This window comes from Hamadaea sp. NPDC050747 (assembly GCF_040654195.1).
Taxonomy (GTDB): domain Bacteria; phylum Actinomycetota; class Actinomycetes; order Mycobacteriales; family Micromonosporaceae; genus Hamadaea.
Genome location: NZ_JBFAHM010000016.1, coordinates 40,185 through 60,962 on the forward strand (window position 1 = coordinate 40,185; position 20,778 = coordinate 60,962).

Sequence of the window (20,778 nt, forward strand, 5' to 3'; positions counted from 1 at the left end):
TCGCGGAGGGGCCCCATGAGCGTGGCGGAGATCTACGCCGAGTTCGCCGCGGCCGAGGCCCGTGGGGTGTCGCCGATCTATGAACGGCTCGGCGAGTTCGTCTCCACCGACCCGGATCTGCTGGCCCTGATCCCTGATCAGACCCAGCCCCAGCTGCTCTTCGGCGTCGTACGCCTCCTCGGCGGCCCGGTCGGCGATCCGGTCGCCTTCCGCGACTTCACGATCGAGCGGTGGCCTGCAATCGAGGCGGAAATCCGACAGCGGGCAACACAGACCAACGAGCCCGGCCGGTGCGCCGTGCTGCTGCCGATCCTCGCGTCCCTCCCCCAACCGCTGGCGCTGCTGGAGGTAGGCGCATCCGCGGGCCTCTGCCTCTACCCCGATCGGTACAGCTACCGCTACGGTCTTCGCACCCTCGGCGAGGGCAGCCCAGTACTGGAGAGCACGCTGACCGGGATCGAACCACCGGCGGCCCGGCCGGAGGTGGTGTGGCGCGCGGGGATCGACCTGAATCCGCTCGACGTGACCGACCCCCGCGACATCGCCTGGCTCGACGCGCTCATCTGGCCCGACCAGCTCCATCGCCGGGACCGCCTGCGTCAGGCGACCGAGATCGCCGCAGCCGACCCGCCGCTGCTGGTCCGGGGCGACCTCGTCACGGACCTGCCAGCGCTCGCCGCCCAGGCCCCGGCGGGAGCCACGCTGGTCGTCTTCCACACCTCGGTGCTCTACCAAGTGCCGCCATCGCGGTGGCCGTCGTTCCGTGCGACCGTCCGCGACCTGCCCGGACATTGGCTGGCCAACGACATCCCCGACCTCATCCCGGACGCCCCGCACCCGCCGGACGGCAACACGTACAACCTGCTCGCGCTGGACGGCGTCCCGGTCGCCTGGACGCGGTCGCACGGGCAGGCGATGACTCGCGTCTAGATCGACGCCTCGGTGCGCCGGCGGTGTCTCGCGTTATCCGGGACAACGCGGCCTTCGGCATCGGGCGAGGGAACGATTTCCCGGATAACGCGGTCTTCGATCCGCGCTGCCGCCGTATCGTCGTGCCGGGTGCGAGGGCGAGGGCGAGGGCGCGGGCGCGGGTGCGCGGGCGCGGGAAGGGAAACGATGAGCTGGTACGGGCCGGACGGGCAGCAGGTCTACTACGAGGACACCGGTCAGGGCGACACCGTCGTGCTGATGCCCGGCTGGGGCAGCAGCGTCGTCGACCTCAACCGCCTGCGCGACGCGCTCGCGTACGGATTCCGGGTGATCGCCGTGGACCTACCGGGATCGGGACGCTCGCAGCCTCAACCGCGGCACTATCCACCGACCTACTACCTGGACGACGCCTGGCTCCTGCTCGGGCTGCTCGACGAGCTGCACGTCGAGGTCGCCCACCTGGTGGGGTTCAGCGACGGCGGCGAGGAGGCGCTGCTCATGGCGGCGCTCCACCCGTCCCGGGCGCTGTCGGTCCTCACGTGGGGCGCCGCCGGGCACATCGTCGCCTCCCCCGAGGCACTCGACGGGCTCGCGAACCTGCTGACCGATCCACCGGACGAGCTCAAGCCGCTGGCGGCGTACCTGGCCGAGCACTACGGCGTCGACCAGGCCCGGATCATGGCCCGCAGCTGGGCGGAGGCGATGAGCGCCGTCATCGAGGCGGGCGGCGACGTCAGCCGGTCACGGGCGTCCGGCATCACCTGTCCCGCGCTGCTGATCGCCGGGACCTACGATCCCTTCTGCCCGCCCGCCCTGGTACGCGAGATGGCCGACGCCCTGCCCCGTGGGACCTATCTGGAGGCAGGAGGCGGGCATGACATCCACCTGTCCCACGCCCGCTGGCTGGCGTCCACGATCGTCGACTGGCTGAGCGACCATTAGCCGCGCTCGACGTCCGCCGCCCGTGCCCGGGCGTACGCGATGACGTCGTCCGGCCGGTCCGCTCCGCGCTCGGCGTACGCCGCACATATCTCGTCGATGGCGTCGTCCAGCTCATCGGACGGCCCTTCGTCGGCCAGCAGCACGATGAAGGGTTCCCAGAAGCCGATGCCCCGGGACGGGTCGGCCCTCATCTCCGCCAGGTAGCGGCCGGGGCGTACGAGATCGATCGCCATCGGAGCCAGGATTCCGGCCGCCGTCGTCAACAGGTCGACGGCATGGTCGACTTCGTCCTGAGGGACCGTCCGGTACCCACCGGCCGGGATCTTCATGTGGTAGAAGGCCCGCTCCGGCCGCAGCCGGGCCTCGACGAAGCCGATGTCATACGTGACCGCCGACGCGTCGTACGCGATCGGCGGCTCACTCCGCTGGACGGCCTGGTGATTGCGGTACTCCCACCAGGACCGTGGGACGGCGCTGATCGCCACCTGCACGAAGACCGTGCCCTGGAAACTCATGACGCTCCGGGTAGTGCCGACCGCTGCGATGCCCTCCCCCGTGACGCGCGTCCAGACGCCCCGCGAGCCCGGAAAACCCAGCGGGCGAACGATCGCGCCCACCGCGCGGTTGATCTGATTCATCGCTTGATCGGCCGTGATCATCGCTACACCCTCTCAGGGTCCCGGCTCGGGGGCATCTCCGGGTTCCGATGAGGGGTACGCCTGGAGGCGCGGTCCGCGTACCGCCAGCAAGATCAAGCGCATGAGTCTCGTGAAGCCGTCCTTTCTCGCCGCACCGTTGTTCCTCGCCCTTTACGGTGTGCTCCGCCTCGCCGGGAAGGCCGACGGCGTCTACGGTCCCGGCTGGGACTGGCAACTGGCGCACTTCGCCGGAGTCCTCGGTCTGCTGCTGTTCACGCCGGTGGTTCTCGCCTTGGGACGGATGCTGCGGCCGTCGAGGTGGCGTACCACGCTCGTCGTGGTGACCCTGATCGGTCTGGTGGCCTCGGTCGTCCAATTCGGAGCGGACATCGTCGAGGGCTTCCTGGCGGCGGACAAGGCCGAGATGTCCTCGCTCAGCGACTCGTTCTCCTCAATCCCCGGCGTCACGCTCGCCTTCTACAGCGTCGGCCCGCAGCTGTTCTTCCTCGGCCTGATCGTCCTCGCCGTCGCCGCGGCGATCGCCCGCAAGCTGCCGTGGTGGAGCGCCGTCCTGGTAGTCGTCGGCATCCTGCTGCCGCCGGTCACGCTGGACCTGATGCCGGTCGCCGGGCTGTGCCTGGCCGCCGCGTTCGCGCCGGTCGTCTTCCGGCGTACGCCGGTGGCCGGCTGACCCTCCTACGGTCGTTCCGCGCTGGATCAGGGATCCGCGTCGAATCTCGCCGGGGAGCCTCTTGGGCGAGCCGCCAGGAGTGCGGTCGGTCAAGATTCGACCGGGATCCCTGATCCAGCGCGCACGCGGATGCGTTACTCGAAGCGCCGCCGCCGCAACGTGATGATCAGCAACAGCGCGCCGATGAGGACCGCGGCGGTGCCGGTGAACACGCTCGGCCACAGCCAGCCCGGTGCGCCGGTGTGCGGCAGGTCGTCCGCGCCCGTCGTGTCCGACGTGGTGGTCGAGTCCGCTCCGGCCGTCGGGGACCCCGTCCCGTCGGTTCCGGTCGTGGATCCGTCGGTTGCCGACGAGGTCACCGGAGCCTCCAGCGTGCCGACGCCGGGATCTTCGGTGCCGCCGCTCGATCCGGGCGTCGACGCGGTCGGGTTGCTGCCGGCGGACGGCGTCGACCCGATCGGATTCGCTCCCGACGTCGGTGCGGCCACGGCGGTCGAGGTGGCGCCGACCGGATCGACACTGCTGCCCGCCGTTGGCGTCCCGCCACCCGGCGCCGTGGTGGGCACCGGCGCGCCACCGCTGGTCGTCGCGATCGGAGTCGCCGGGGCGGCCTCGGTGACGAGGCCCGCGTCGACTGCCGGGAGGTCGCTGACGTCGTCGAGCTGTCGACCGGTCGCCGCGGCGACGAACAGGCGGCGTACGGCCAACGGCGCGGAGGTGCCGTCGGAGTTCACATTGGAGTCCCGCTGCGGGTCGGCCACCGCGTTCTCCGTCGTGAACCGGGATCCGGGCGGAGCGTCGAGATCCACCTGGTAGGAGCCGGGGCACAACTCGGCGAACCGGTAGCGGCCCTGCGCGTCGGTCGTCGTCCGGCGCTCGCTCATCGTGCAGTTCTCCGGGTCTCCGGTCAGCTTGACGGGAATCCCGGCCAGGCTGGGTTCGCCGTCGTCGCGTACGCCGTCGCGGTCCAGGTCCCGCCAGACGCGCCCGCTGACCGAACCCGCGAGCAGGCGTACGGTCAGGTCGTTGGACCGGACCGGCAGTGCCAGCCCGTCCGCCTTGGCCCCGAACACCCCGCCGAGTTCCTCGGCGTCCTTGGACTGCGGCGCGTCGAGGACCACAGTGGTCACCCGGGTGCCGTTGGCGGCCAGCGGGACGGTGGAGCTGACCCGGATGCCGGTGACGGCGGCCGTCTTCTCCGGGCACCGCTCCCGGCCGAACTCCTCCGCCAGGCACCAGGCGGTGTCGCCGCCGGGCTGGTTGGACTTGTCGTTGACGTCGAGGTCGATCCGATCGCCGGGTACGCCGGTGTACCGGACGGTCGCGCCGGCCGGAGCCTGCACCTTCTCCAGGACGACCGGGCCGCTGACGTCGGTGTTCGCGACGTCGCCGCTGGCCGGGACCTTCATGATGAGGTCGCTGGAGCGGACCGGGCTGGTCCAGGCGTTGGTCTCCTTGAGCAGGAAGGAGACGTCGTCCCCCACCGCCACGGCGGGCGCGGCGGCCTCCATGACCACCCGGTACGCCCCCTGCCCGGTCACGGTCAGCGAGCGCGACGCCGTACGGTCCTCGGCCGGCGACACGTCGCAGACGGTCGAGATCGTCGCGATCGCGGTGAGGTCGTGCCCGGCCGAGACGTCCTTGGTGACGCTCGTCCGCAGATCGATGGCGGGCAGCAGTTCGTTGATGTGCCGTTCGCCGAGCTCCCAGCGCAGGCTCGTCGATCCGTCCGGCAGCTTCGTCGTGGCGGCCGGGGTGAGGCTCGCGGCGGCGTCGACGACGCGTACCTGGGCCGGGAGCTTTACCTCCACGCTGACCGGGCAGGCCCGGCCGACCTTGGCGGTGCTGTCGGTCAAGGTGGCCTGCACGATGAACCGCACCGGCTGGTCCGGCTGGACCGACTGAAGGTCGTCCGACGGGCGCTCGGCGCTGTCGGCCGTCTCCGCCGTCTTGACGGTGACCCGGGCAGCCGAGGCCAGCACCACCATGCGGTCCGACATCGGGCCGACCGCGCTGACGTCGTCGGGCGCCGGGCGCTCCTCCGCGCCGCCGTGACGCCCGGCCCAGCTCGCCCGGCCCCACGTCTTGACCTCCGTACCGTCGGTGGCCGACGGCGAGATCTTCTCCTCCAGCACGAACCGGTAGTAGGAGCCGACCGGCTGCGGTTCGGTGACGATCCAGCGAGCGCGGTCGACCTCGGCGGCTCCGCCGGGCACGGCGTCCAGCGACGGATACCACGTGGCCTCGTCGTCGCCACAGCCGCTCGCCGGGCCGACCGGTCCAGTGCCCACGCCCCACGACAGCTGTGCGCCGGGCACCGGTTCCTTGCCGCCGTCGGCGAGCCCGGCGACCGCGGCGTACTGGCCGGTCGGCTGCTGGACGGAGTTGTCGAACACCGCGCACACCCGGCCCGGTTCACCGTGCGGGACCTTGCCGAGGTTCTTGGAGACGACCTGGACGGTGTACTTCGTCCCCGGAGTGATCTTGCCCTTGCGGTCGAGCGGCGTCTCCCGGCCCGGCGCGACCATGGTGGCGTCGCCGTTGGCCATCTCGGAGCCGAACAGCGTCGCGATCTCACCGGCGGCGGCGTCGTTCAGCTCGGTGCTCGCCGCGTTGTTCGTCGGCAGGTCGCCCTCGTTGAGCGCCCCCGAGATGCTCTTCACGGCGAGCCGCGGCAGCTCGGCCCGCAGCCGCAGGAAGTTGACGCCCTGCTTGGACTCGCCGTACTTCAGCAGATCCTCACCAGGGATGAAGACGACCAGCTTGCCGGCGAAGGCGTACGTGGTCTCGAGGGGCAGCGGCAGGTTGCCGTAGGTGTGCAGCGGCGACTGCTTCATGCTCGTGTCGAGCCCGTCGAGCACCACGTCCACCGTGTCGCCCGTACGCGTGCAGCCGATCGTCGCCGGGTTGCCGAAGTCTCGCGTACCGGGGAGGGCCGGGAACACCGGGTCGCCGACGCCGTTGGGGGAACACCCGACGAGCTGCCAGTCGCCGGTGCCGGGCGCCTCCGCCTCGTACAGCTTGCTCAGGTCGACGCCGAACGACAGCGCCGGATTGAGCGCCTCCACCCCGCGTACGCCCGGTCCCCGGTGGAGGATCGCGAGCGGGAAGGCGATGAAGTTGCCGTAGACGCCGTCGCGCGCGCCGCCGGTGATCAGCGGTTGCGCCTCGGTCGCCGACAGGTCCCATTCCGGTGCGGCCGAGACGACCACAGTGGACTCCCCGGCCGGGACCGCCGCCACACCCTGGCCGGCGACCGTGGCCGTGGTCTTCACCTCGGCCCCGTCGGCGGCGTCGCCGTCGACCTTGAGGCTGAACTCGACGCCGTTGGTCTGGTTCGTCTGCGCGCCGATGTCGCAGCTGATGGCCTTGCCGTCGCGGCTGATCGCGTCCTCGCGGTTGGTGCAGAGCGGCGGGACGGTCTGGAAGGTCGCCGGTCCGGCGGTCACCAGGTTCGCCGTGACCTCGTCCACGGTGCCCCGGCTCGACAGGTCCACCCGGTAGGTCACGGTGTCGCTGGTCCGCACCACCTCGTCGATGGGCGAGTCGTCCTTGCCGGGACCCGATGTGGCGTCGAACGGCCGGCTGCCGCTGCTCACCAGGACCAGTTGGCTGGCCAGCGTGCCCGACGCACCGAACGCGACGCCCATGAAGGTGACGGTGCCACCGATGCCGAGTCCCAGCGCGCACGCGAGCGCGACGGTGCGCTGACGCCAGAACGGCCTGCGCGAAGTCTCGCCGTGAAGGTCCACGGTCCCCCCAGATCACAACAAATCACACAAAGTAGTCGCTTACTAGCAGAGCGTGACAATCGTGCGGAGTCAACCTCGACACGGCGGAAATCCCGTGCGAACCCCGGGTATCACCCGATGGCTGCGACCAGGGCTTTCAGCTGCGCAGTGACCGGACCGAAGGTGACCATCCCGCTGCCGGCGCCGGCCACCTCCTCGGCCGCGGGCAGCAGCGCCGCGTACGCCCGGCGCGCGAGATCCTCGTCTCCCACCGCGATCGCCGCCCGGCCGGCGAGACACCACAGGGCTTCCTGAACGTGATCGGCGGGCGGATCGGGCAGGCCTCGCAGCGCCACCCGAGCAGCATCGGGCGCACCCTCGTCGAGCAGCAGCAACGGGCGCGCCCACGGCTCGTAGGGACCCCAGCCGCCGAGATCGCCGAGATCCCCGATCGGACGGCCGGTCGTCAGCCGCAAGCCCAGCAACGCCAACGGCAGCAGGCCCGCCGACAACCCGGGCATCCCCGCGTCGGTGAGCGTCCCGGCGGCGGCGCGGTAGGCGTAATCGGCTTCGTCGGGGTCACCGTCGACCGCCTGCCGGAGCGCTCGGAACCAGGTGGTGAAGACCCGCACGAGCGGCAGATCGTGCCGGTTCGCCAGCTCGTCGGCGGCTTCGGCGTACCGGGCGGCTCCGGCCAGGTCGCCGAGCGCGCTGCGCGCCTGCAGGCGTACGAGGTGTCCGAGCACCTCGTACGTCGGCAGCCCGTGCCGGGCGGACACCTCGATCAGCTCGGCTCCGATGGCGTCGCGCGCCGGCGCCAGCCCGCACCGGCCGAAACTCTGCATGAACAGGCCGTTGAGCGCGAAGACCAGGACGCCGGGATCCTGGAGATCCCGGGCCAGCGCCACCGACTCCCGCGCGGCCTCGGCCGGCTGCGGCTCGCGTACCCCTCGGGATTCCAGAGCGATGGTGGCGAGCAGACGCGCGCGCGGACCGACCGGTGTGCCCTCGGGCAACGCCAGGAGCGTGCGGCGGGCCGCGGCCACGATCCGCGCGGCCTGGTCCGGGTCGTCGACCCGGCTCCAGACGGCCGGCACGTCGTACGCGCCGATGACCCGAGCGGTCAGGTCGGGGTCGCCGAGCTGTTCCGCGGCGGCGACCGCGGCCAGCCGGTGCTCCCGCGACGTCTGCAAGCCGGTGCCGCCCGTGACCGCCAGCCCGCGCAGAATGCCCACAGTGGACTCCAGACGCAGCCGCGCGTCGGCGGCGAGCGCCCGGTCGAAGGCCGTGGTCGCCGCACTCCACACCTGCCCCGCGAGCGGCCGCAACGCCGGATCGTGCCGCAGAATGCCGGCCTCGAGGCGGGCCAACTCCGGACCGGGATCGAGACCGAGCTGCTCGGACAGCATCTCGCGAGCGCGCCGGAGGACGCCGAGCGCCTCGGCCTGCCGTCCGTCGCGGTAGAGGGCGAGCGCCAGCAGCCGCCAGGCGTTCTCCCGCCACGGGTGCTCGGCGGTATGCGTATCGAGATCCCCGAGCACGGCTGCGGCCTGCCCCAGCTCCAACCGTGCCTCGGCGAGCGCCTCGACCGCCTGCGACCGCAGCTCGTTGAGCCGGGTCCGGTCCGGCCGGGTCCACGGCTCGTCCGGGAAGTCCGCGTACGCCGGACCGCGCCACCAGGTCAGCGCCTCCGCCAGCCGCTCGGCCGCCACCGCCGGAGCGCTCTTCGACGCCGTCCGCACCGCGTCTTCGAACCGCCAGGCGTCCACCGCATCGGTTCTCAGTGCGTACCCGGGACCCTCGGTGACCAGGAGTTTCGCCGGCGTACGCGGCCGCCGGTCCGGTTCCAGCGCCCGGCGCAGATCGGCGACGAAGGTCCGGACCGCCGCGGCGGCGTTCTCCGGCGGCACCGGCCAGAGATCATCGATGAGCACGTCGAGCGGCACCAGGCGCGTCCGCGCCACGATCAGCCGGGCCAGCACCGCCCGATGCCGGGGACCCCGCAGTGCGACCGGCTCGTGCTCGCCCGACCAGGCGGCGACCGGCCCGAGCACCCCGAATTCGACCCGCACCCGGCGCAGCGTAGCGCTGCTTATCCGTTGCTCATCGGCGCGCCGCACCGTGGACGCATGACAGCACGCATTCCCTCCTTCGAGTACGCCACCCTGCCCGGCTCCGGCGGGGTCCGGCTGAATGTCGCGTACGCCGGATCGGGACGGCCCATCGTCCTGCTGCACGGCTTCCCGCAGACCCACCTGATGTGGCGGCACGTCGCCGGGGACCTCGCGGCCGACCACACCGTGATCGTGCCGGACCTCCGGGGCTACGGCGACAGCGACAAGCCGCTTGCCGGCGCGTCCGGCGACACCACGTACGCCAAGCGCACCATGGCCGCCGACGTCGTCGCCGTCGCGCAGGCGCTCGGGCACGACCGGTTCGCCCTGGCCGGACACGACCGCGGCGCATTGGTGGCCTTCCGGGCCGGACTCGACCATCCGGCCGCCGTCTCCCATCTGGCCTGCCTGGACGTGCTGCCGACGCTCGACATGTGGGACGTCATGCACGGCACCACAGCCGCCGTCGGCTTCCACCTCTACCTGATGGCACAGCCCCCCGGCCTGCCCGAGCAGCTGATCGAGGCGAGCGCTGACGCGTTCTTCGGCCACTTCCTCGACCTCTGGGCCGGTCGCCCGGACGCCATCCCGGCTCAGGTCCGTCAGGCGTACCTCGACGCCTGCCGGGCGGCCGTCCCCTCGATCGTCGCCGACTATCGCGCCTCGGCCACCGTCGACGTCGAGCACGATCTTGCCGATCAAGCAGCGGGCACCCACCTGCGGATGCCGGTCACCGTGCTCCAGCAGGACTGGGGTGCCGCGCTCGGCTTCGACGCCGCCGCCCGATGGCGGGCCTGGGCGCCTGACCTCGACCATCGGACCGTCGCCTACGGGCACTTCATGGCGGAGGAGGCACCCGGCGAGATCGCCTCGATCCTTCGCGAGCTGCTCGCTCGCTGACGCCTGCGCGCTGCGGATTGAGGCGCGTTATCCGGGATGGCGCGGCGTTGGACACCCGACGAGACCGCGTTTTCCCGGATAACGCGGTCTCGCGACTTGGCTCGGCACGCCTCCAGCGTCGTCGAGCTATTGGCCCGTCTGCCCGTCGATGCTCTCGCGGAGCAGGTCGAGGTGGCCGCAGTGCCGGGCGGTCTCCTCGATCATGTGCGTCAACGCGTAGCGCAGGGTGAACGAGTTCCCGTCGGCGTGCGCCCGCTCGTCGAGATCGGCGTCGACGATGGCGGCGTTGGACCGGGCACACTCCGCCTCGTATGCCGAGACGAGACCGGCCAAGGTGTCCCCCGGCTCGACGGCGAACGCACCCGGGTTGGCATCACCCCAGGGCTCGGGCAGATCGTGCCCGGCGAAGTCGATGCTGAACCAGTAGCGCTCCACTCCCGTCAGGTGCTTGACCAGCCCGGCCGGGGTCAATGCGGAGGCCGGGACCGACCGCGACGCCGCTTGCTCGTCGGTGAGCCCGGCCACCTTGAGGACCACGGTCGCCCGCAGGAAGTCGAGCATGCCGATGAGGGTTTCGCGCTCGCCACCGTCTTCGAGGGGACGCACCCGCGCGCTCGTGTCGATCATGGGTGCACGGTAGCGGCACCCACCGACATCTCCCGGATCGCCGAATCCCGGGCCCGGAACGTCCGCCGATAGTCCGCCGGGGACACCCCGGCCGCCGCTCGCAGATGCTGGCGCAACGACAGCGCGGTGCCGAAGCCGGAGCGCCGGGCGATCAGCTCGATCGGCAGATCGGTGCTCTCCAGCAGAGCACGGGCGTGGTCGACCCGTTGCCGGATGAGCCACTGCCCGGGAGTCATCCCGACCTCGTCCCGGAACCGCCGGGTGAAGGTGCGTACGCTCATCCGCGCGTGCGCGGCCAGCTGCTGCAACGACAACGGTTCGGCCAGCCGGCGCAGCGCCCATTCCCGCGTCGCGGCGGTGCCGACGCCGGACTCCACCGGCACCGGGCGCTCGACGTACTGGGCCTGACCGCCGTCGCGCCACGGCGGCACCACGCAGCGCCGGGCCGCCAGGGCGGCGACGTCACTGCCGTGATCGCGGCGGATCAGATGCAGGCATAAGTCCACACCGGACGCGACACCGGCCGAGGTCAGGACGTCGCCGTCATCCACGAACAACACCCCGGCATCGACCTTCACCTGCGGGAAGCGCCGCTGGAACTCGTCTGCCTCATGCCAGTGCGTGGTCGCCGGGCGGCCGTCGAGCAGACCGCACACGGCCAACGCGTACGCGGCGGTGCAGATCGCGACTTTCCGCGTACCGGCCGGGAGGGAAGCGAGCGCCGACGCGAGCTGGGCGGCCACCGGCGAACCGGGCGCGACGGCGTCGAGCGGGTGAAACGGCGGCACGACCACGGTGTCGGCCGAGGCGAGCAGCTCCGGCCCGTGGTCGACGGTGATGCCGAAGCCGGCCTCGGTGCGCACCGGACCACCGTCGAGCGTGCACACCGCCACCTCGTAGCGCGGCCGTCCGTCGTCGTCGGCCGCGCCGAAGATGCGGGACGGTATGCCCAGCTCGAACGGGATGACGCCGGGGAGAGCCAGGACCGCGACCTTGTGCACTGACGACATGGCCAGATCTTATCGGAAGGTGACCATCCGGCCACTCGTGACGCCGTCCCGCGCTCGCCAAGCTGGACCGCATGAAGATGCGTGCGGTGAGCGCCCGGACCTGGGGCGGCCCCGAAGTGCTGGAACTGATCGAGGTGGACCGGCCGTCGCCGATCGCGACGGAGATCCTGGTGCGGGTCCACGGTGCGGGGGTGAACCCGACCGACTGGAAGTCCCGCCGAAGCGGTGCCGGCTACTGGCAGGACCCGGTGATCCTCGGCTACGACGTCTCCGGCGTCGTCGAGGAGGTCGGCCTCGGCGTCACCCTCTATCAGCCCGGCGACGAGGTCTTCGGGATGCCGTGGTTCCCCCGGCAGGCCGGGGCGTACGCCGAATATGTGACCGCGCCCGCCCGCCAGTTCGCCCGCAAACCGGCCGGGCTCAGTCACGTCGAGGCGGCCGCCCTCCCCCTGGCGGCGCTGACCGCATGGCAGTCGCTGATCGAGACCGGCGGGCTGCGTACCGGGGATCGGGTGCTCATCCACGCGGCGGCAGGCGGAGTCGGCCACCTCGCCGTGCAGATCGCCAAGGCGCGCGGGGCGTACGTCATCGGGACGGCCAGCGCCGCCAAGCACGACTTGGTACGCCGGCTCGGCGCCGACGAGGTGATCGACTACCGCACGGTCGACTTCACCGAGGCAGTACGCGACGTCGACCTCGTCCTGGACACCGTCGGCGGCGACTACGGACCGCGGTCGCAGCGCGTACTGCGGCCGGGCGGGAAGCTGATCCGGCTGACCGAGCCCGACGAGAACTTCACCCTCGTCGAGCCGGACTACGCCGGGCTGCGGGAGATCGTCGCCCTCGTCGAGGCCGGCCGGCTGCGTCCGGAAGTATCCACAGTGCTGCCGCTCGCCTCCGCGGCCGAGGCGCACACGCTCAGCGAGAGCGGCCGGACGACCGGGAAGATCGTCCTCACCGTGTAGACCCGCCGCTTGATCATGGTCATTTCCGAGTCGTCATGGCGACGAAGAAATGACCATGATCATGAGCGGCCGCTGTTCAGCGGAGCAGGGGCCGTACTAGGCGGGCACGGGCCGACTCGTGTCGGTCGCGAGCTTCACCGCGATGGCGCCCAGCAGCGTCCCCGTGACGTACCGCTGAATCCGCAGCCAGCTCGGACGGCGGGACAGGAAGACGGCGATCGTGCCCGCCGCGAAGATCAGCGCGCCGTTGACCGCCATGCTGACGCAGAACTGCACCGCGCCGAGCTGGACGCTCTGCCAGAACAGGTGCCCGGCCTCGACGTCGAGGAACTGCGGGATCATCGACGCGTACATGATGGCGGCTTTGGGGTTGAGCAGGTTCGTGACCAGCCCCATCAGGAAGAGCTTGTGCGGCGGGTGCGCCTCCACCTCGACGGGCGCGAAGACCGAGACGCCACCGGGTCGCAGCGCCTTCCAGGCGAGCCAGCCGATGTAGAGGGCGCCGGCGATCTTCACCGCCAGGTACAGCTCGGGGACGGCCGCGAACAGCGCCGACAGGCCGAGCGCGGTGGCGACGATGTAGACGACGAAGCCGACGGCCACCCCGCCGAGCGAGATCAGCCCGGCTCGGCGGCCCTGGCCGATGCTGCGGGAGACGACGTACATCATGTTCGGGCCGGGGGTGAGCACCATGCCGAGCGCCACCGTCGCCACGCCCAGCAGCGCACCGAAGCTGATCATGAGCCAACGATCGCAGGTGGCGCGGCCGCTGTCGAAGGCCAATCGCGTTCCGGTGGCCCACCCCATGGCTGGCCATACCCCGGAAGACACCTGCTGACCGTCTCACCCTCCGCCGGCGACCCTGACAAGATCATGATCATGAACAACGCCACCCCCGTCGTCGAGCTGACCGACGTACGCCGCACCTATCGCAGCGGCGACACCACCACCCGAGCCCTCGACGGAGTGTCCCTGTCCTTCGCGGCCGCCACCTTCACCGCCGTCATGGGACCGTCCGGATCGGGCAAGTCGACGCTGCTGCAATGCGCGGCCGGGCTCGATCGGGCCGACGCCGGCCGGGTACGCCTGGCCGGACAGGAACTCGGCGCGCTCCGCGAACCGAGGCTCACCGTCGTCCGCCGTCAGCACACCGGGTTCGTCTTCCAGGCGTACAACTTGATCGACGCCTTGACCGTCGAGCAGAACGTGCTGCTCCCGCAGCGGTTGTGCGGGGTCCGCCCGGATCGGGCGTGGGCGCGCGAGGTGCTCGCCAAGGTCGGTCTGGCCGGGCGCGAGAACGCGCGCCCGGCGCAGCTGTCCGGCGGGCAACGGCAGCGGGTGGCGTTGGCCCGCGCGCTGGCCGGGCGTCCCGCGGTGATCTTCGCCGACGAGCCGACCGGCGCTCTGGACCTGCAGTCGGGCCGGGAGGTGCTGGCGCTGCTGCGCTCCGTGGTCGACGAGTACGCCACCGCGGTGATCATGGTGACGCACGACCCCGCCGCCGCGGCGTGGGCCGACCGGGCCGTCATCCTCGCCGACGGCCGGATCGTCCGCGACCTGCCGGAGCCGACCGCCGAGCTGATCGCGCACGAGATGATGGCGGTGACCAAGTGATCCGCCTCGCGCTCGCCGGGCTGCGCAGCCGCCTGGCCGCATTCCTGGGCACGTTCGTGGCCGCCGTGCTGGCGGTGGCGCTCATCGGCGGGGCGGCGCTGCTGCTGTTCTCGGTGCTGACCGCCAGCCCGACGACGCACCGGTTCGACGCCGCCGCGCTGATGGTCGGCGGGGACCGCGAGGTCAGCCTGACCACCGTCAAGGACAAGGGCAAGGGCAAACACAAGACGAAGACCAAGACCGAACGGCTCTCGGGCGCGCCCGCACTGCCCTCCGCCTGGGGCGATCAGGTGGCCGGGCTCCCGGGCGTGGAGCAGGTGACGGCCGATTACGCCTTCCCGCTCAGTCTGACCACAATGGATGGATCGCCGACCGGGAACGCCGTGGGCCACGGCTGGGCGAGCGCCGCGTTGATGCCCTTCACCCTCCAGAGTGGAAGCGTCCCGGCGAGGGGCCAGATCGCCGTCGACCCTTCGCTCGGGCTGCACACCGGCGACCAGGTACTGATGGTCAGCCGGACCGGAGTCCGCCGAGCGGTCGTGTCGGGCGTACTGGCGCAGCGGCTCGACGAGCAGAAAGCCGTCTTCGTCGCCGACACCGACGTCGCGGCGATCTCCGGGCTGACCGGCCCGACCGCGTACGCGATCTTCGGCACCGTGTCGGCCGACGCGGTCAGCGCCGCGCTCGGCACCGACGCCGTCCACGAAGGACCGGACAAGGTCAAGGCGGATCTGCCGTCGGCGTTGCCGGACTACATCGGGGCGATCTCGATCTTCGGGTTCGTCATCGGCATCACCTCGTTCGCCACGGTGTTCGTGCTGACCGGCACGGTCGCGCTGACGGTCCGGCAGCGGCTGCGGGAGCTGGCTCTGCTGCGGGCGACCGGCGCGACGCCCCGCCAACTGTGGCGGCTGCTCAGTGCCGAGACGCTGTTCGTGACGCTGGTCGCGGCGATCGTCGGCGGTCCACTCGGCGTCGTGGTGGCCGAGGTGATCGCCGCCCGCTTCCGCGACCTCGGCGCGGTGCCGCCGCAGTTCGCCGTACGCCTCAACGTCGGCGTGCTGCTCGCCGCGATCGCGGTCACCGTCCTGGTCGCGCAGTTCAGCGCCCGGTTGGCCGCCCGCCGGGCGATCCGGATCGCCCCCGCGCAGGCGTTGCAGGAGACCCTCGTCGAGGGCCGGACCGGCTGGGTGTTCCGTACGCTGGCCGCCGCGGTCTGCACCACGGGTGCGCTCGTCATCCTCGCGGTCGTGCCGCTGGACGGCCCGTTCGGCATGGGCATGACGTTCATCTCCAGCGCCTTGCTGTTGAGCGCGGTCGGCGCGACCGGTCCGTTGCTGGTCCGCCTGCTCGGCGGGCTGCTGTCCCGGCTGGCCGGGCTGACGGGGATCGCGGGCTGGTTGGCCGGCGCGTTCACCCGGGCCGAGAACCGCCGGGTCACCTCGGTCGCGGTGCCGCTCGCCCTGATGGTGGCGATCAACGCGCCGATGCTGCTCAACAGCGCCCTGTCCGCCGATCTCGCGGCGGACCAGTCACGCGCCCGCCTCTCCGGCTCGTCCATCGCAACCGGAGCGCTCCCCCTGTCCGCGCTCCCGGGCACCGGCGACTACACCGCGCTGCTGCCGACCCGGCTGATCGTCGACGAGGGCGGCAAGCCGGAGGACTACGCGGCTTATGGCATCCAGCAGCATGGCAAGCCCACTTTGGACCTGAGCTTCACCGTCGGCAACCTGCCCGGCGGCATTGCCCCAGCCGAGGGCGGTGCGACCCTGGCCGATGGCGGCACGGCCCCGGCCGAGGGCGGTGCGACTGGCTCGCCCGGCTTGGCCGCCAGCGAATACTTGGCGCGGGCCAACGGCTGGCAGGTCGGCGACACCGTGAAGGTGTGGCTGCCCGACGGCTACGCGACCGAGCTGAAGCTGACCGGCGTCTTCGCGAACAACCGCGGCTTCGGCGACCTGCTCGCCCCGGCCGACCTCGTCGCCGCGCACGATCCGCGAGGCGTGGTCACCTCGGTCGCGTTCCACGGCTCGCTCGCGCTCGACGGCATGCACGTCGTGCCGCCGCAGGCGCAGGCGTCCGGCGACGCCGACGAGCGGCAGGGCGCCTGGGAGATCATGATCGCCGTCTCGCTCGGATTCACCGCGATCGCCGTCGTCAACACCTTCGCGGTGGCGGCGGCCGCCCGGCGGGCGCAGCTGAGCCAACTGCGGCTGCTCGGCGCGACCCCCGGCCAGATCCGCCGGATGACCGCCCGGGAAGCCGTCCTGACCGTCGCGGTCGGGCTGGCGCTCGGGATCGTGGTCACCACCGTCGTGGTCGCGGCGTTCAGCACCGCCCAGGACGGGACGCTGCGGCTGATCGTCGACCCCGTCGCGTACGGGGGGCTGCTCGGGGTGGTCGGCCTGCTCGGCCTGGCCGCGGGAACCCTCCCCGCACGCCTGGTGCTGCGCTCCGTCCGGCCGATCTGAGGAGGTGTGATCATTGCGTCAGCCACGTCGTTTCAACGGACAATTCGTCGCCGCAAGCAGCATGGCCGACGCAATGATCATGCGAGCTACACTCCGCCTGGTGCGTACCGCCCGATCCCTCGCCTATCTGGTGACCAGCCTGGTCGCCGGGCCGGCCGGGTTCCTGTGGACGCTCGCCACGACGCTGCTGATGGCGGTCGGCGCGGTCACCGCCCTCGGCGCGCCCGTCTTTCTGGCCGTCACCTGGGCGGACCGCCACCTGGCCGGTCTCGAACGCCGCCGGGCCGCGTGGGTCCTCGGCACGCCGATCGCCTCGCCGTACCTCCCGGCCACCGCCACCGGCCGAGCGCGGGTCCGCCAGCTCGCGGCCCAGCCTGCGACGTGGCGCGACATGGCCTGGTTCGCACTACTGCTCCCGCTCGGCCTCACGCTCGGCATCGTCGCGGTGGTCCCGACCGTCGTCACGGCGGCGGCCGTGGTCGCCCCGGCCTGGGCCTGGTCGGTCCCCGAACGCCGCGCGCATCCCCTGATCCAGCAAGCCATGGGTACGCACAGCGGCCGTCTCCTGATCTCGGCGGTCGGCATCGCCGGAATCCCGATCGTCTTGTGGCTGGTGCGGCAGCTGGCGTCGGCGCAGGCCCGGGTGGCGGTCGCGTTGCTCGCCCCGGGTGAGCACGGCCGGCTCGTCCGGCGCGCCCAGGAGTTGGCCGACACCCGCGCCCGGGTGGTCGACGCCCAGGCGGCCGAGCTGCGCCGGATCGAGCGGGACCTGCACGACGGCGCCCAGGCCCGCATAGTCGCCGCCGGGATGACGCTTGCGCTGGCCGAACGCCGGGCCCGCCCAGGGCACCCCGACCTCGCCGACGACGTGGCGACCGCCCGCCGTCAGCTCGACGAGGCGCTGGCCGAGCTGCGGCGGCTCGTCCGCGGCATCCACCCGCCGATCCTCACCGACCGGGGGCTGGCCGCAGCGGTGAGCGCGCTCGCCGGGGACTGCCCCATCCCGGTGGCCGTCTCGATCGAGGTGCCTGAGCGGCTCGCCCCCGCCGTGGAGTCGGCGGCGTACTTCGTGGTCGCGGAGGGCCTCGCGAACGCGGTCAAGCACGCGGCGGCCACCTCTTGTTCGGTCGCGATGTCGGTCCGTGACCGGCTCCTGGTCCAGGTCACCGACGACGGCACGGGCGGCGCCGACCCGAGCGGCTCCGGGCTGGACGGCCTGCGCCGCCGGATCGAGGCCCTCGACGGCGCGTTCACCGTCACCAGTCCCACCGGCGGGCCGACCCGCCTGAGAGCGGAGATCCCATGCGCATCGTGATCGCCGAAGACCTGCTGCTGCTCCGCGACGGCCTGGTCCGCATCCTGACCGGCACCGGCCACGAGGTGGTGGCCGCCGTCGACAGCGCCGACGCGTTGCTCGAAGCGGTCGCCGAGCACCGGCCTGATCTGTCCATCGTGGACGTACGGCTCCCGCCGTCCTACCGCGACGAGGGCATCCGAGCGGCACTGAAGCTTCGCCCGGCACCTGTCCTCATCCTGTCCCAATACGTCGAGCGCACGTACGCCGCCGAATTGCTCGCCGACGGCAAAGGCGCGGTGGGTTACCTGCTCAAGGACCGGGTGACCGCGCTCGACGACTTCCTCGACGCGGTGGAACGCGTGGCAGCGGGCGGGACCGCCATGGACCCCGAAGTGGTGCGCCAGCTGTTCGCCCGCAACGCCCAGAACCAGGGCGTCACCGCGCTCACGCCCCGGGAACGTGAAGTGCTCGACCTCGTGGCGCAGGGCATGTCGAACTCCGCGATCTGCGCCGCCCTCGTGCTCGCCCCGGTCTCCGTCGAGAAGCACATCGGCAACATCTTCGCCAAGCTTGGCCTGCCGCCCTCGGACGACTCCCATCGGCGGGTGCTGGCGGTGCTGGCGTACTTGAACGCCTAGAGCCGGCCGCGGCGGCCCGCCGGCGGGGTCGCGTCCCGGGAGGTGATCACCCGGACGTCACCGGTCCGGGCGCACACCTCCACGACGTGGACCGAGCGCGGCTCCTCCAGCACGACGAGCCACCAGCCGTGGGCCTGCGTCGCACCGGCGAACGTCCATTCGCGGACGCCGTCCCCCCGATGCGGAACGGCGGCGATCGCCCGGGCGATCGCGAGTTCCTTCGGGAGCGAATCGTCCGGTGTGTACGGAAGCATCACCGACCCTACCCCGGCGAGCAGCCGCCACATCACCGCGCGCACGCCGTCTTCGCCTTGTCCGACGTGCGATACGCGGTCACCGCGTCCACTGTGGCTAAAAATGCTCGGGTAGCCTTCGGCGCGTCGTGACCGCGTACGCGTCCACGCATGGCCGCCATCGCCTCGTCGGGCTTGCCCCGGAGGTCGATCGCGGCGCAGATCGCGTCCTTCACCTCGGCCAGGTCCTCGGGGTTGACGATGGTCGCCTCCGGCAGTTCGGCCGCCGTCCCCGAGAACTCCGAGAGCACGATCCGGCCCGTGTCGTCGAGGCGGCTGGCGGCGTACTCCTTGGCCGCGAGCGTCGCCCCTTGCCGCAGCGGCAGGGCCAGCAGCACGTCGGCGGCCAGGTACAGCGAGGTCAGCTCGGCCGGGTCCAGCTCGTGGCGGACGTAATGGACGACGGGATGACCCAGCCGGGAGAACATCCCGTTGATCTGCGCCACCTGGCGGTCCACCCGCTCCTGCACGGCCGCCGGATGAGCGGTCTCGGAACCGGCCGCCGCCACGTGCACGAGCACCGTCGACAGCGGATCGACGCGGCCCTCCGCGATGAGGTGCGCGTACGCGTCCAGCCGTTGTTCCACGCCTTCGTGCTCGTCGAGCGCGCCGACCGACAGCAGCACCGTACGCGGATCGCCGAGGCTCTCCCGCAACTCGCGGGCACGTTCCCGGACGTCGGGGTCGGCCGCGTGCCCGGCGAACCGGTCGGCGTCGACCGAGGGCGGGAAGGCGGTCGCCACCACCATCCGCCCGTCGGCCAGCAGGAGGCGGTCACCCCGGCGCAGCCCGGTCAACTCGTGGGCCGCGTCCAGGAAATTGGCGGCCGACCGCGCGTCGGGCAGCCCGAGCAGATCCGCGCCCAGCAGCCCGCGCATCACCTTGTCCCGCATGGGCATCCGCAGGAATCGCTCCACCGGCGGAAACGGCACCTGCAGCTGTACGCCGATCCGCAGATCCGGCCGAGCCCGGCGAAGGTAGCCCGCCACGAGCAGCAGGTGGTAGTCGTGCACCCACACGGTGGCCTCCGGCGCGGCGAGCCGGGCCGCCGCGACGGCGTACCGATGGTTGACCCGCCGGTACGCCGCCTGCCACGGCTGGTGGAACTGCGGCGGCGGACCGCACTCGTGCATCAGCGGCAGCAGGGTCTCCCGGCATTGCCCGAGGTAGTACTCGTCGATGTCGGCGCGCGGCGCGAACAGGCCGGACAGCCAGGCGCCCGCCACCTCGGCGTCACGGGGCAGCGTGTCGTGGAGCGCCAGCCAGACTCCCTCCCGCTCGCCCGTCGCCTCCGCGAATCCAGCGGTGGGATCGGCAGGCCGGCGGCGCAGCCGCCAGCCGGGTGAGGTCACCTCGACCGGCAGCGCGTGGGCCAGCGTGACCAGTTCGAACGTCTCGGGCCGCATCAGACCTCCCGGTCGGCGGGGATGCCGGCGGGCAGCTCGGCAGGCATGTCGGCGGGCAGCTCGGCGGGGACTTCCGGTGGGATGACGTGCAGGACCCGGTCGGCGCGCGCCAGCCGCAGATTGCGCCGCAGTCGCTCCGACGGCGACCGCAGGGTCAGCAGCCCGCCGTCGAGCCGGGCGCGCCGATGCGCCTCCAGCAGCACCCCGATCGCGGCGGCGTCCAGGTAGGGGCACTGCGCCAGGTCGATCACGATCTCGACCGGCGACACGGCCAGGGCGTCGTCGAGCAGCCTCGTCAGCCGCGACAGCGCCCAGAGGTCGAGTTCCTCGGTGATGACCAGTTCGACGACGGGTATCCGGCTCACCGACGTACGTCCCACAGTCCCACCTCCGGTTGTCTGCCCACTGCTTTCTGGTGACGCTCCGACCTTGGGAAACGGATGTGGCGACTGCGGCCCCAATGCATGACAGTCTCGTGACAAACCGCCGATCACGTCTCATACGCCCGCTT

The 20,778-nt window shown here is 71.9% G+C and carries 18 protein-coding genes; 9 read left to right on the forward strand and 9 right to left on the reverse strand.

From position 1 onward, the window contains the following. Window positions 1-15 precede the first annotated feature (15 nt). Complete coding sequence (locus tag AB0H43_RS32740) at window positions 16-930, forward strand: DUF2332 domain-containing protein (protein WP_360005772.1); 915 nt, start codon at window positions 16-18, stop codon at window positions 928-930. A 186-nt stretch (window positions 931-1,116) separates the two neighbouring features. Then, window positions 1,117-1,872: an alpha/beta hydrolase gene (locus AB0H43_RS32745; protein WP_360005774.1), complete on the forward strand. Its 756-nt coding sequence runs from the start codon at window positions 1,117-1,119 to the stop codon at window positions 1,870-1,872. On the opposite strand, the gene AB0H43_RS32750 is transcribed toward AB0H43_RS32745, so the two are convergent. Beyond that, window positions 1,869-2,531 (reverse strand): hypothetical protein, encoded by a 663-nt coding sequence (locus AB0H43_RS32750; protein ID WP_360005776.1) that lies wholly within the window; start codon window positions 2,529-2,531, stop codon window positions 1,869-1,871. The genes AB0H43_RS32745 and AB0H43_RS32750 overlap by 4 nt on opposite strands. Before the next feature lie 100 nt (window positions 2,532-2,631). On the opposite strand from AB0H43_RS32750, the gene AB0H43_RS32755 reads away from it, so the two are divergent. After that, window positions 2,632-3,201, forward strand: a complete 570-nt coding sequence (locus tag AB0H43_RS32755) for a hypothetical protein (RefSeq protein WP_360005778.1) — start codon at window positions 2,632-2,634, stop codon at window positions 3,199-3,201. 134 nt (window positions 3,202-3,335) lie between these two features. Here AB0H43_RS32755 and AB0H43_RS32760 read toward each other — a convergent pair whose 3' ends face one another. After that, window positions 3,336-6,953, reverse strand: a complete 3,618-nt coding sequence (locus AB0H43_RS32760; protein WP_360005780.1) for an SdrD B-like domain-containing protein — start codon at window positions 6,951-6,953, stop codon at window positions 3,336-3,338. A 110-nt stretch (window positions 6,954-7,063) separates the two neighbouring features. Next, the gene (locus AB0H43_RS32765) at window positions 7,064-9,004 is read right to left on the reverse strand and encodes a BTAD domain-containing putative transcriptional regulator (RefSeq protein ID WP_360005782.1); all 1,941 of its coding nucleotides are present in this window, start codon (window positions 9,002-9,004) and stop codon (window positions 7,064-7,066) included. A 57-nt stretch (window positions 9,005-9,061) separates the two neighbouring features. On the opposite strand from AB0H43_RS32765, the gene AB0H43_RS32770 reads away from it, so the two are divergent. Then, the gene (locus tag AB0H43_RS32770) at window positions 9,062-9,946 is read left to right on the forward strand and encodes an alpha/beta hydrolase (protein WP_360005784.1); all 885 of its coding nucleotides are present in this window, start codon (window positions 9,062-9,064) and stop codon (window positions 9,944-9,946) included. Between the two features lie 126 nt (window positions 9,947-10,072). Here AB0H43_RS32770 and AB0H43_RS32775 read toward each other — a convergent pair whose 3' ends face one another. Beyond that, a complete protein-coding gene (locus AB0H43_RS32775; RefSeq protein ID WP_360005786.1) occupies window positions 10,073-10,573 on the reverse strand; it encodes a DinB family protein in 501 nt (166 codons plus the stop codon). Beyond that, window positions 10,570-11,583, reverse strand: a complete 1,014-nt coding sequence (locus AB0H43_RS32780; protein WP_360005787.1) for a helix-turn-helix domain-containing protein — start codon at window positions 11,581-11,583, stop codon at window positions 10,570-10,572. Before AB0H43_RS32780 ends, AB0H43_RS32775 begins: the two co-directional genes overlap by 4 nt. Before the next feature lie 71 nt (window positions 11,584-11,654). Here AB0H43_RS32780 and AB0H43_RS32785 point away from each other — a divergent pair, with 71 nt between their 5' ends. Next, complete coding sequence (locus AB0H43_RS32785) at window positions 11,655-12,548, forward strand: NADP-dependent oxidoreductase (RefSeq protein WP_360005789.1); 894 nt, start codon at window positions 11,655-11,657, stop codon at window positions 12,546-12,548. A 96-nt stretch (window positions 12,549-12,644) separates the two neighbouring features. On the opposite strand, the gene AB0H43_RS32790 is transcribed toward AB0H43_RS32785, so the two are convergent. Then, on the reverse strand, window positions 12,645-13,289 hold the full coding sequence (locus tag AB0H43_RS32790) for a LysE family translocator (protein ID WP_360005791.1): 645 nt from the start codon (window positions 13,287-13,289) through the stop codon (window positions 12,645-12,647). Between the two features lie 138 nt (window positions 13,290-13,427). On the opposite strand from AB0H43_RS32790, the gene AB0H43_RS32795 reads away from it, so the two are divergent. The 4 genes from AB0H43_RS32795 (at window position 13,428) to AB0H43_RS32810 (ending at window position 18,568) form a co-directional block, all read left to right on the forward strand. Beyond that, window positions 13,428-14,162, forward strand: coding sequence for an ABC transporter ATP-binding protein (locus tag AB0H43_RS32795; RefSeq protein ID WP_360005793.1), 735 nt, complete (start codon window positions 13,428-13,430; stop codon window positions 14,160-14,162). Beyond that, a complete protein-coding gene (locus tag AB0H43_RS32800) occupies window positions 14,159-16,633 on the forward strand; it encodes an ABC transporter permease (protein WP_360005795.1) in 2,475 nt (824 codons plus the stop codon). The genes AB0H43_RS32795 and AB0H43_RS32800 overlap by 4 nt, the downstream gene beginning before the upstream one ends. A 100-nt stretch (window positions 16,634-16,733) precedes the next feature. Next, on the forward strand, window positions 16,734-17,948 hold the full coding sequence (locus tag AB0H43_RS32805; RefSeq protein WP_360005797.1) for a sensor domain-containing protein: 1,215 nt from the start codon (window positions 16,734-16,736) through the stop codon (window positions 17,946-17,948). Then, a complete protein-coding gene (locus tag AB0H43_RS32810) occupies window positions 17,936-18,568 on the forward strand; it encodes a response regulator transcription factor (RefSeq protein ID WP_360005799.1) in 633 nt (210 codons plus the stop codon). Before AB0H43_RS32805 ends, AB0H43_RS32810 begins: the two co-directional genes overlap by 13 nt. Here the strand turns inward: AB0H43_RS32810 and AB0H43_RS32815 are convergent. From AB0H43_RS32815 to AB0H43_RS32825, 3 genes are read right to left on the reverse strand one after another with little or no spacing between them, the layout of a single operon-like run. Then, on the reverse strand, window positions 18,565-18,867 hold the full coding sequence (locus AB0H43_RS32815; RefSeq protein WP_360005801.1) for a hypothetical protein: 303 nt from the start codon (window positions 18,865-18,867) through the stop codon (window positions 18,565-18,567). The genes AB0H43_RS32810 and AB0H43_RS32815 overlap by 4 nt on opposite strands. Then, complete coding sequence (locus tag AB0H43_RS32820) at window positions 18,855-20,267, reverse strand: trehalose-6-phosphate synthase (RefSeq protein WP_360005803.1); 1,413 nt, start codon at window positions 20,265-20,267, stop codon at window positions 18,855-18,857. Before AB0H43_RS32820 ends, AB0H43_RS32815 begins: the two co-directional genes overlap by 13 nt. Then, window positions 20,267-20,647 carry an STAS domain-containing protein gene (locus AB0H43_RS32825; RefSeq protein WP_360005805.1) on the reverse strand — a complete coding sequence of 127 codons (381 nt, stop codon included), beginning with the start codon at window positions 20,645-20,647 and terminating at the stop codon, window positions 20,267-20,269. Before AB0H43_RS32825 ends, AB0H43_RS32820 begins: the two co-directional genes overlap by 1 nt. Window positions 20,648-20,778: the final 131 nt, after the last annotated feature.

Excerpts from the sequence above, each read along its gene's own strand:
- AB0H43_RS32790 (WP_360005791.1), bottom strand. The coding sequence starts at position 13,289 with ATGATCAGCTTCGGTGCGCTGCTGGGCGTGGCGACGGTGGCGCTCGGC.
- AB0H43_RS32740 (WP_360005772.1), top strand. The coding sequence starts at position 16 with ATGAGCGTGGCGGAGATCTACGCCGAGTTCGCCGCGGCCGAGGCCCGT.
- AB0H43_RS32745 (WP_360005774.1), top strand. The coding sequence starts at position 1,117 with ATGAGCTGGTACGGGCCGGACGGGCAGCAGGTCTACTACGAGGACACC.
- AB0H43_RS32780 (WP_360005787.1), bottom strand. The coding sequence starts at position 11,583 with ATGTCGTCAGTGCACAAGGTCGCGGTCCTGGCTCTCCCCGGCGTCATC.
- AB0H43_RS32810 (WP_360005799.1), top strand. The coding sequence starts at position 17,936 with ATGCGCATCGTGATCGCCGAAGACCTGCTGCTGCTCCGCGACGGCCTG.
- AB0H43_RS32795 (WP_360005793.1), top strand. The coding sequence starts at position 13,428 with ATGAACAACGCCACCCCCGTCGTCGAGCTGACCGACGTACGCCGCACC.
- AB0H43_RS32770 (WP_360005784.1), top strand. The coding sequence starts at position 9,062 with ATGACAGCACGCATTCCCTCCTTCGAGTACGCCACCCTGCCCGGCTCC.
- AB0H43_RS32785 (WP_360005789.1), top strand. The coding sequence starts at position 11,655 with ATGAAGATGCGTGCGGTGAGCGCCCGGACCTGGGGCGGCCCCGAAGTG.
- AB0H43_RS32750 (WP_360005776.1), bottom strand. The coding sequence starts at position 2,531 with ATGATCACGGCCGATCAAGCGATGAATCAGATCAACCGCGCGGTGGGC.
- AB0H43_RS32775 (WP_360005786.1), bottom strand. The coding sequence starts at position 10,573 with ATGATCGACACGAGCGCGCGGGTGCGTCCCCTCGAAGACGGTGGCGAG.
- AB0H43_RS32755 (WP_360005778.1), top strand. The coding sequence starts at position 2,632 with ATGAGTCTCGTGAAGCCGTCCTTTCTCGCCGCACCGTTGTTCCTCGCC.
- AB0H43_RS32820 (WP_360005803.1), bottom strand. The coding sequence starts at position 20,267 with ATGCGGCCCGAGACGTTCGAACTGGTCACGCTGGCCCACGCGCTGCCG.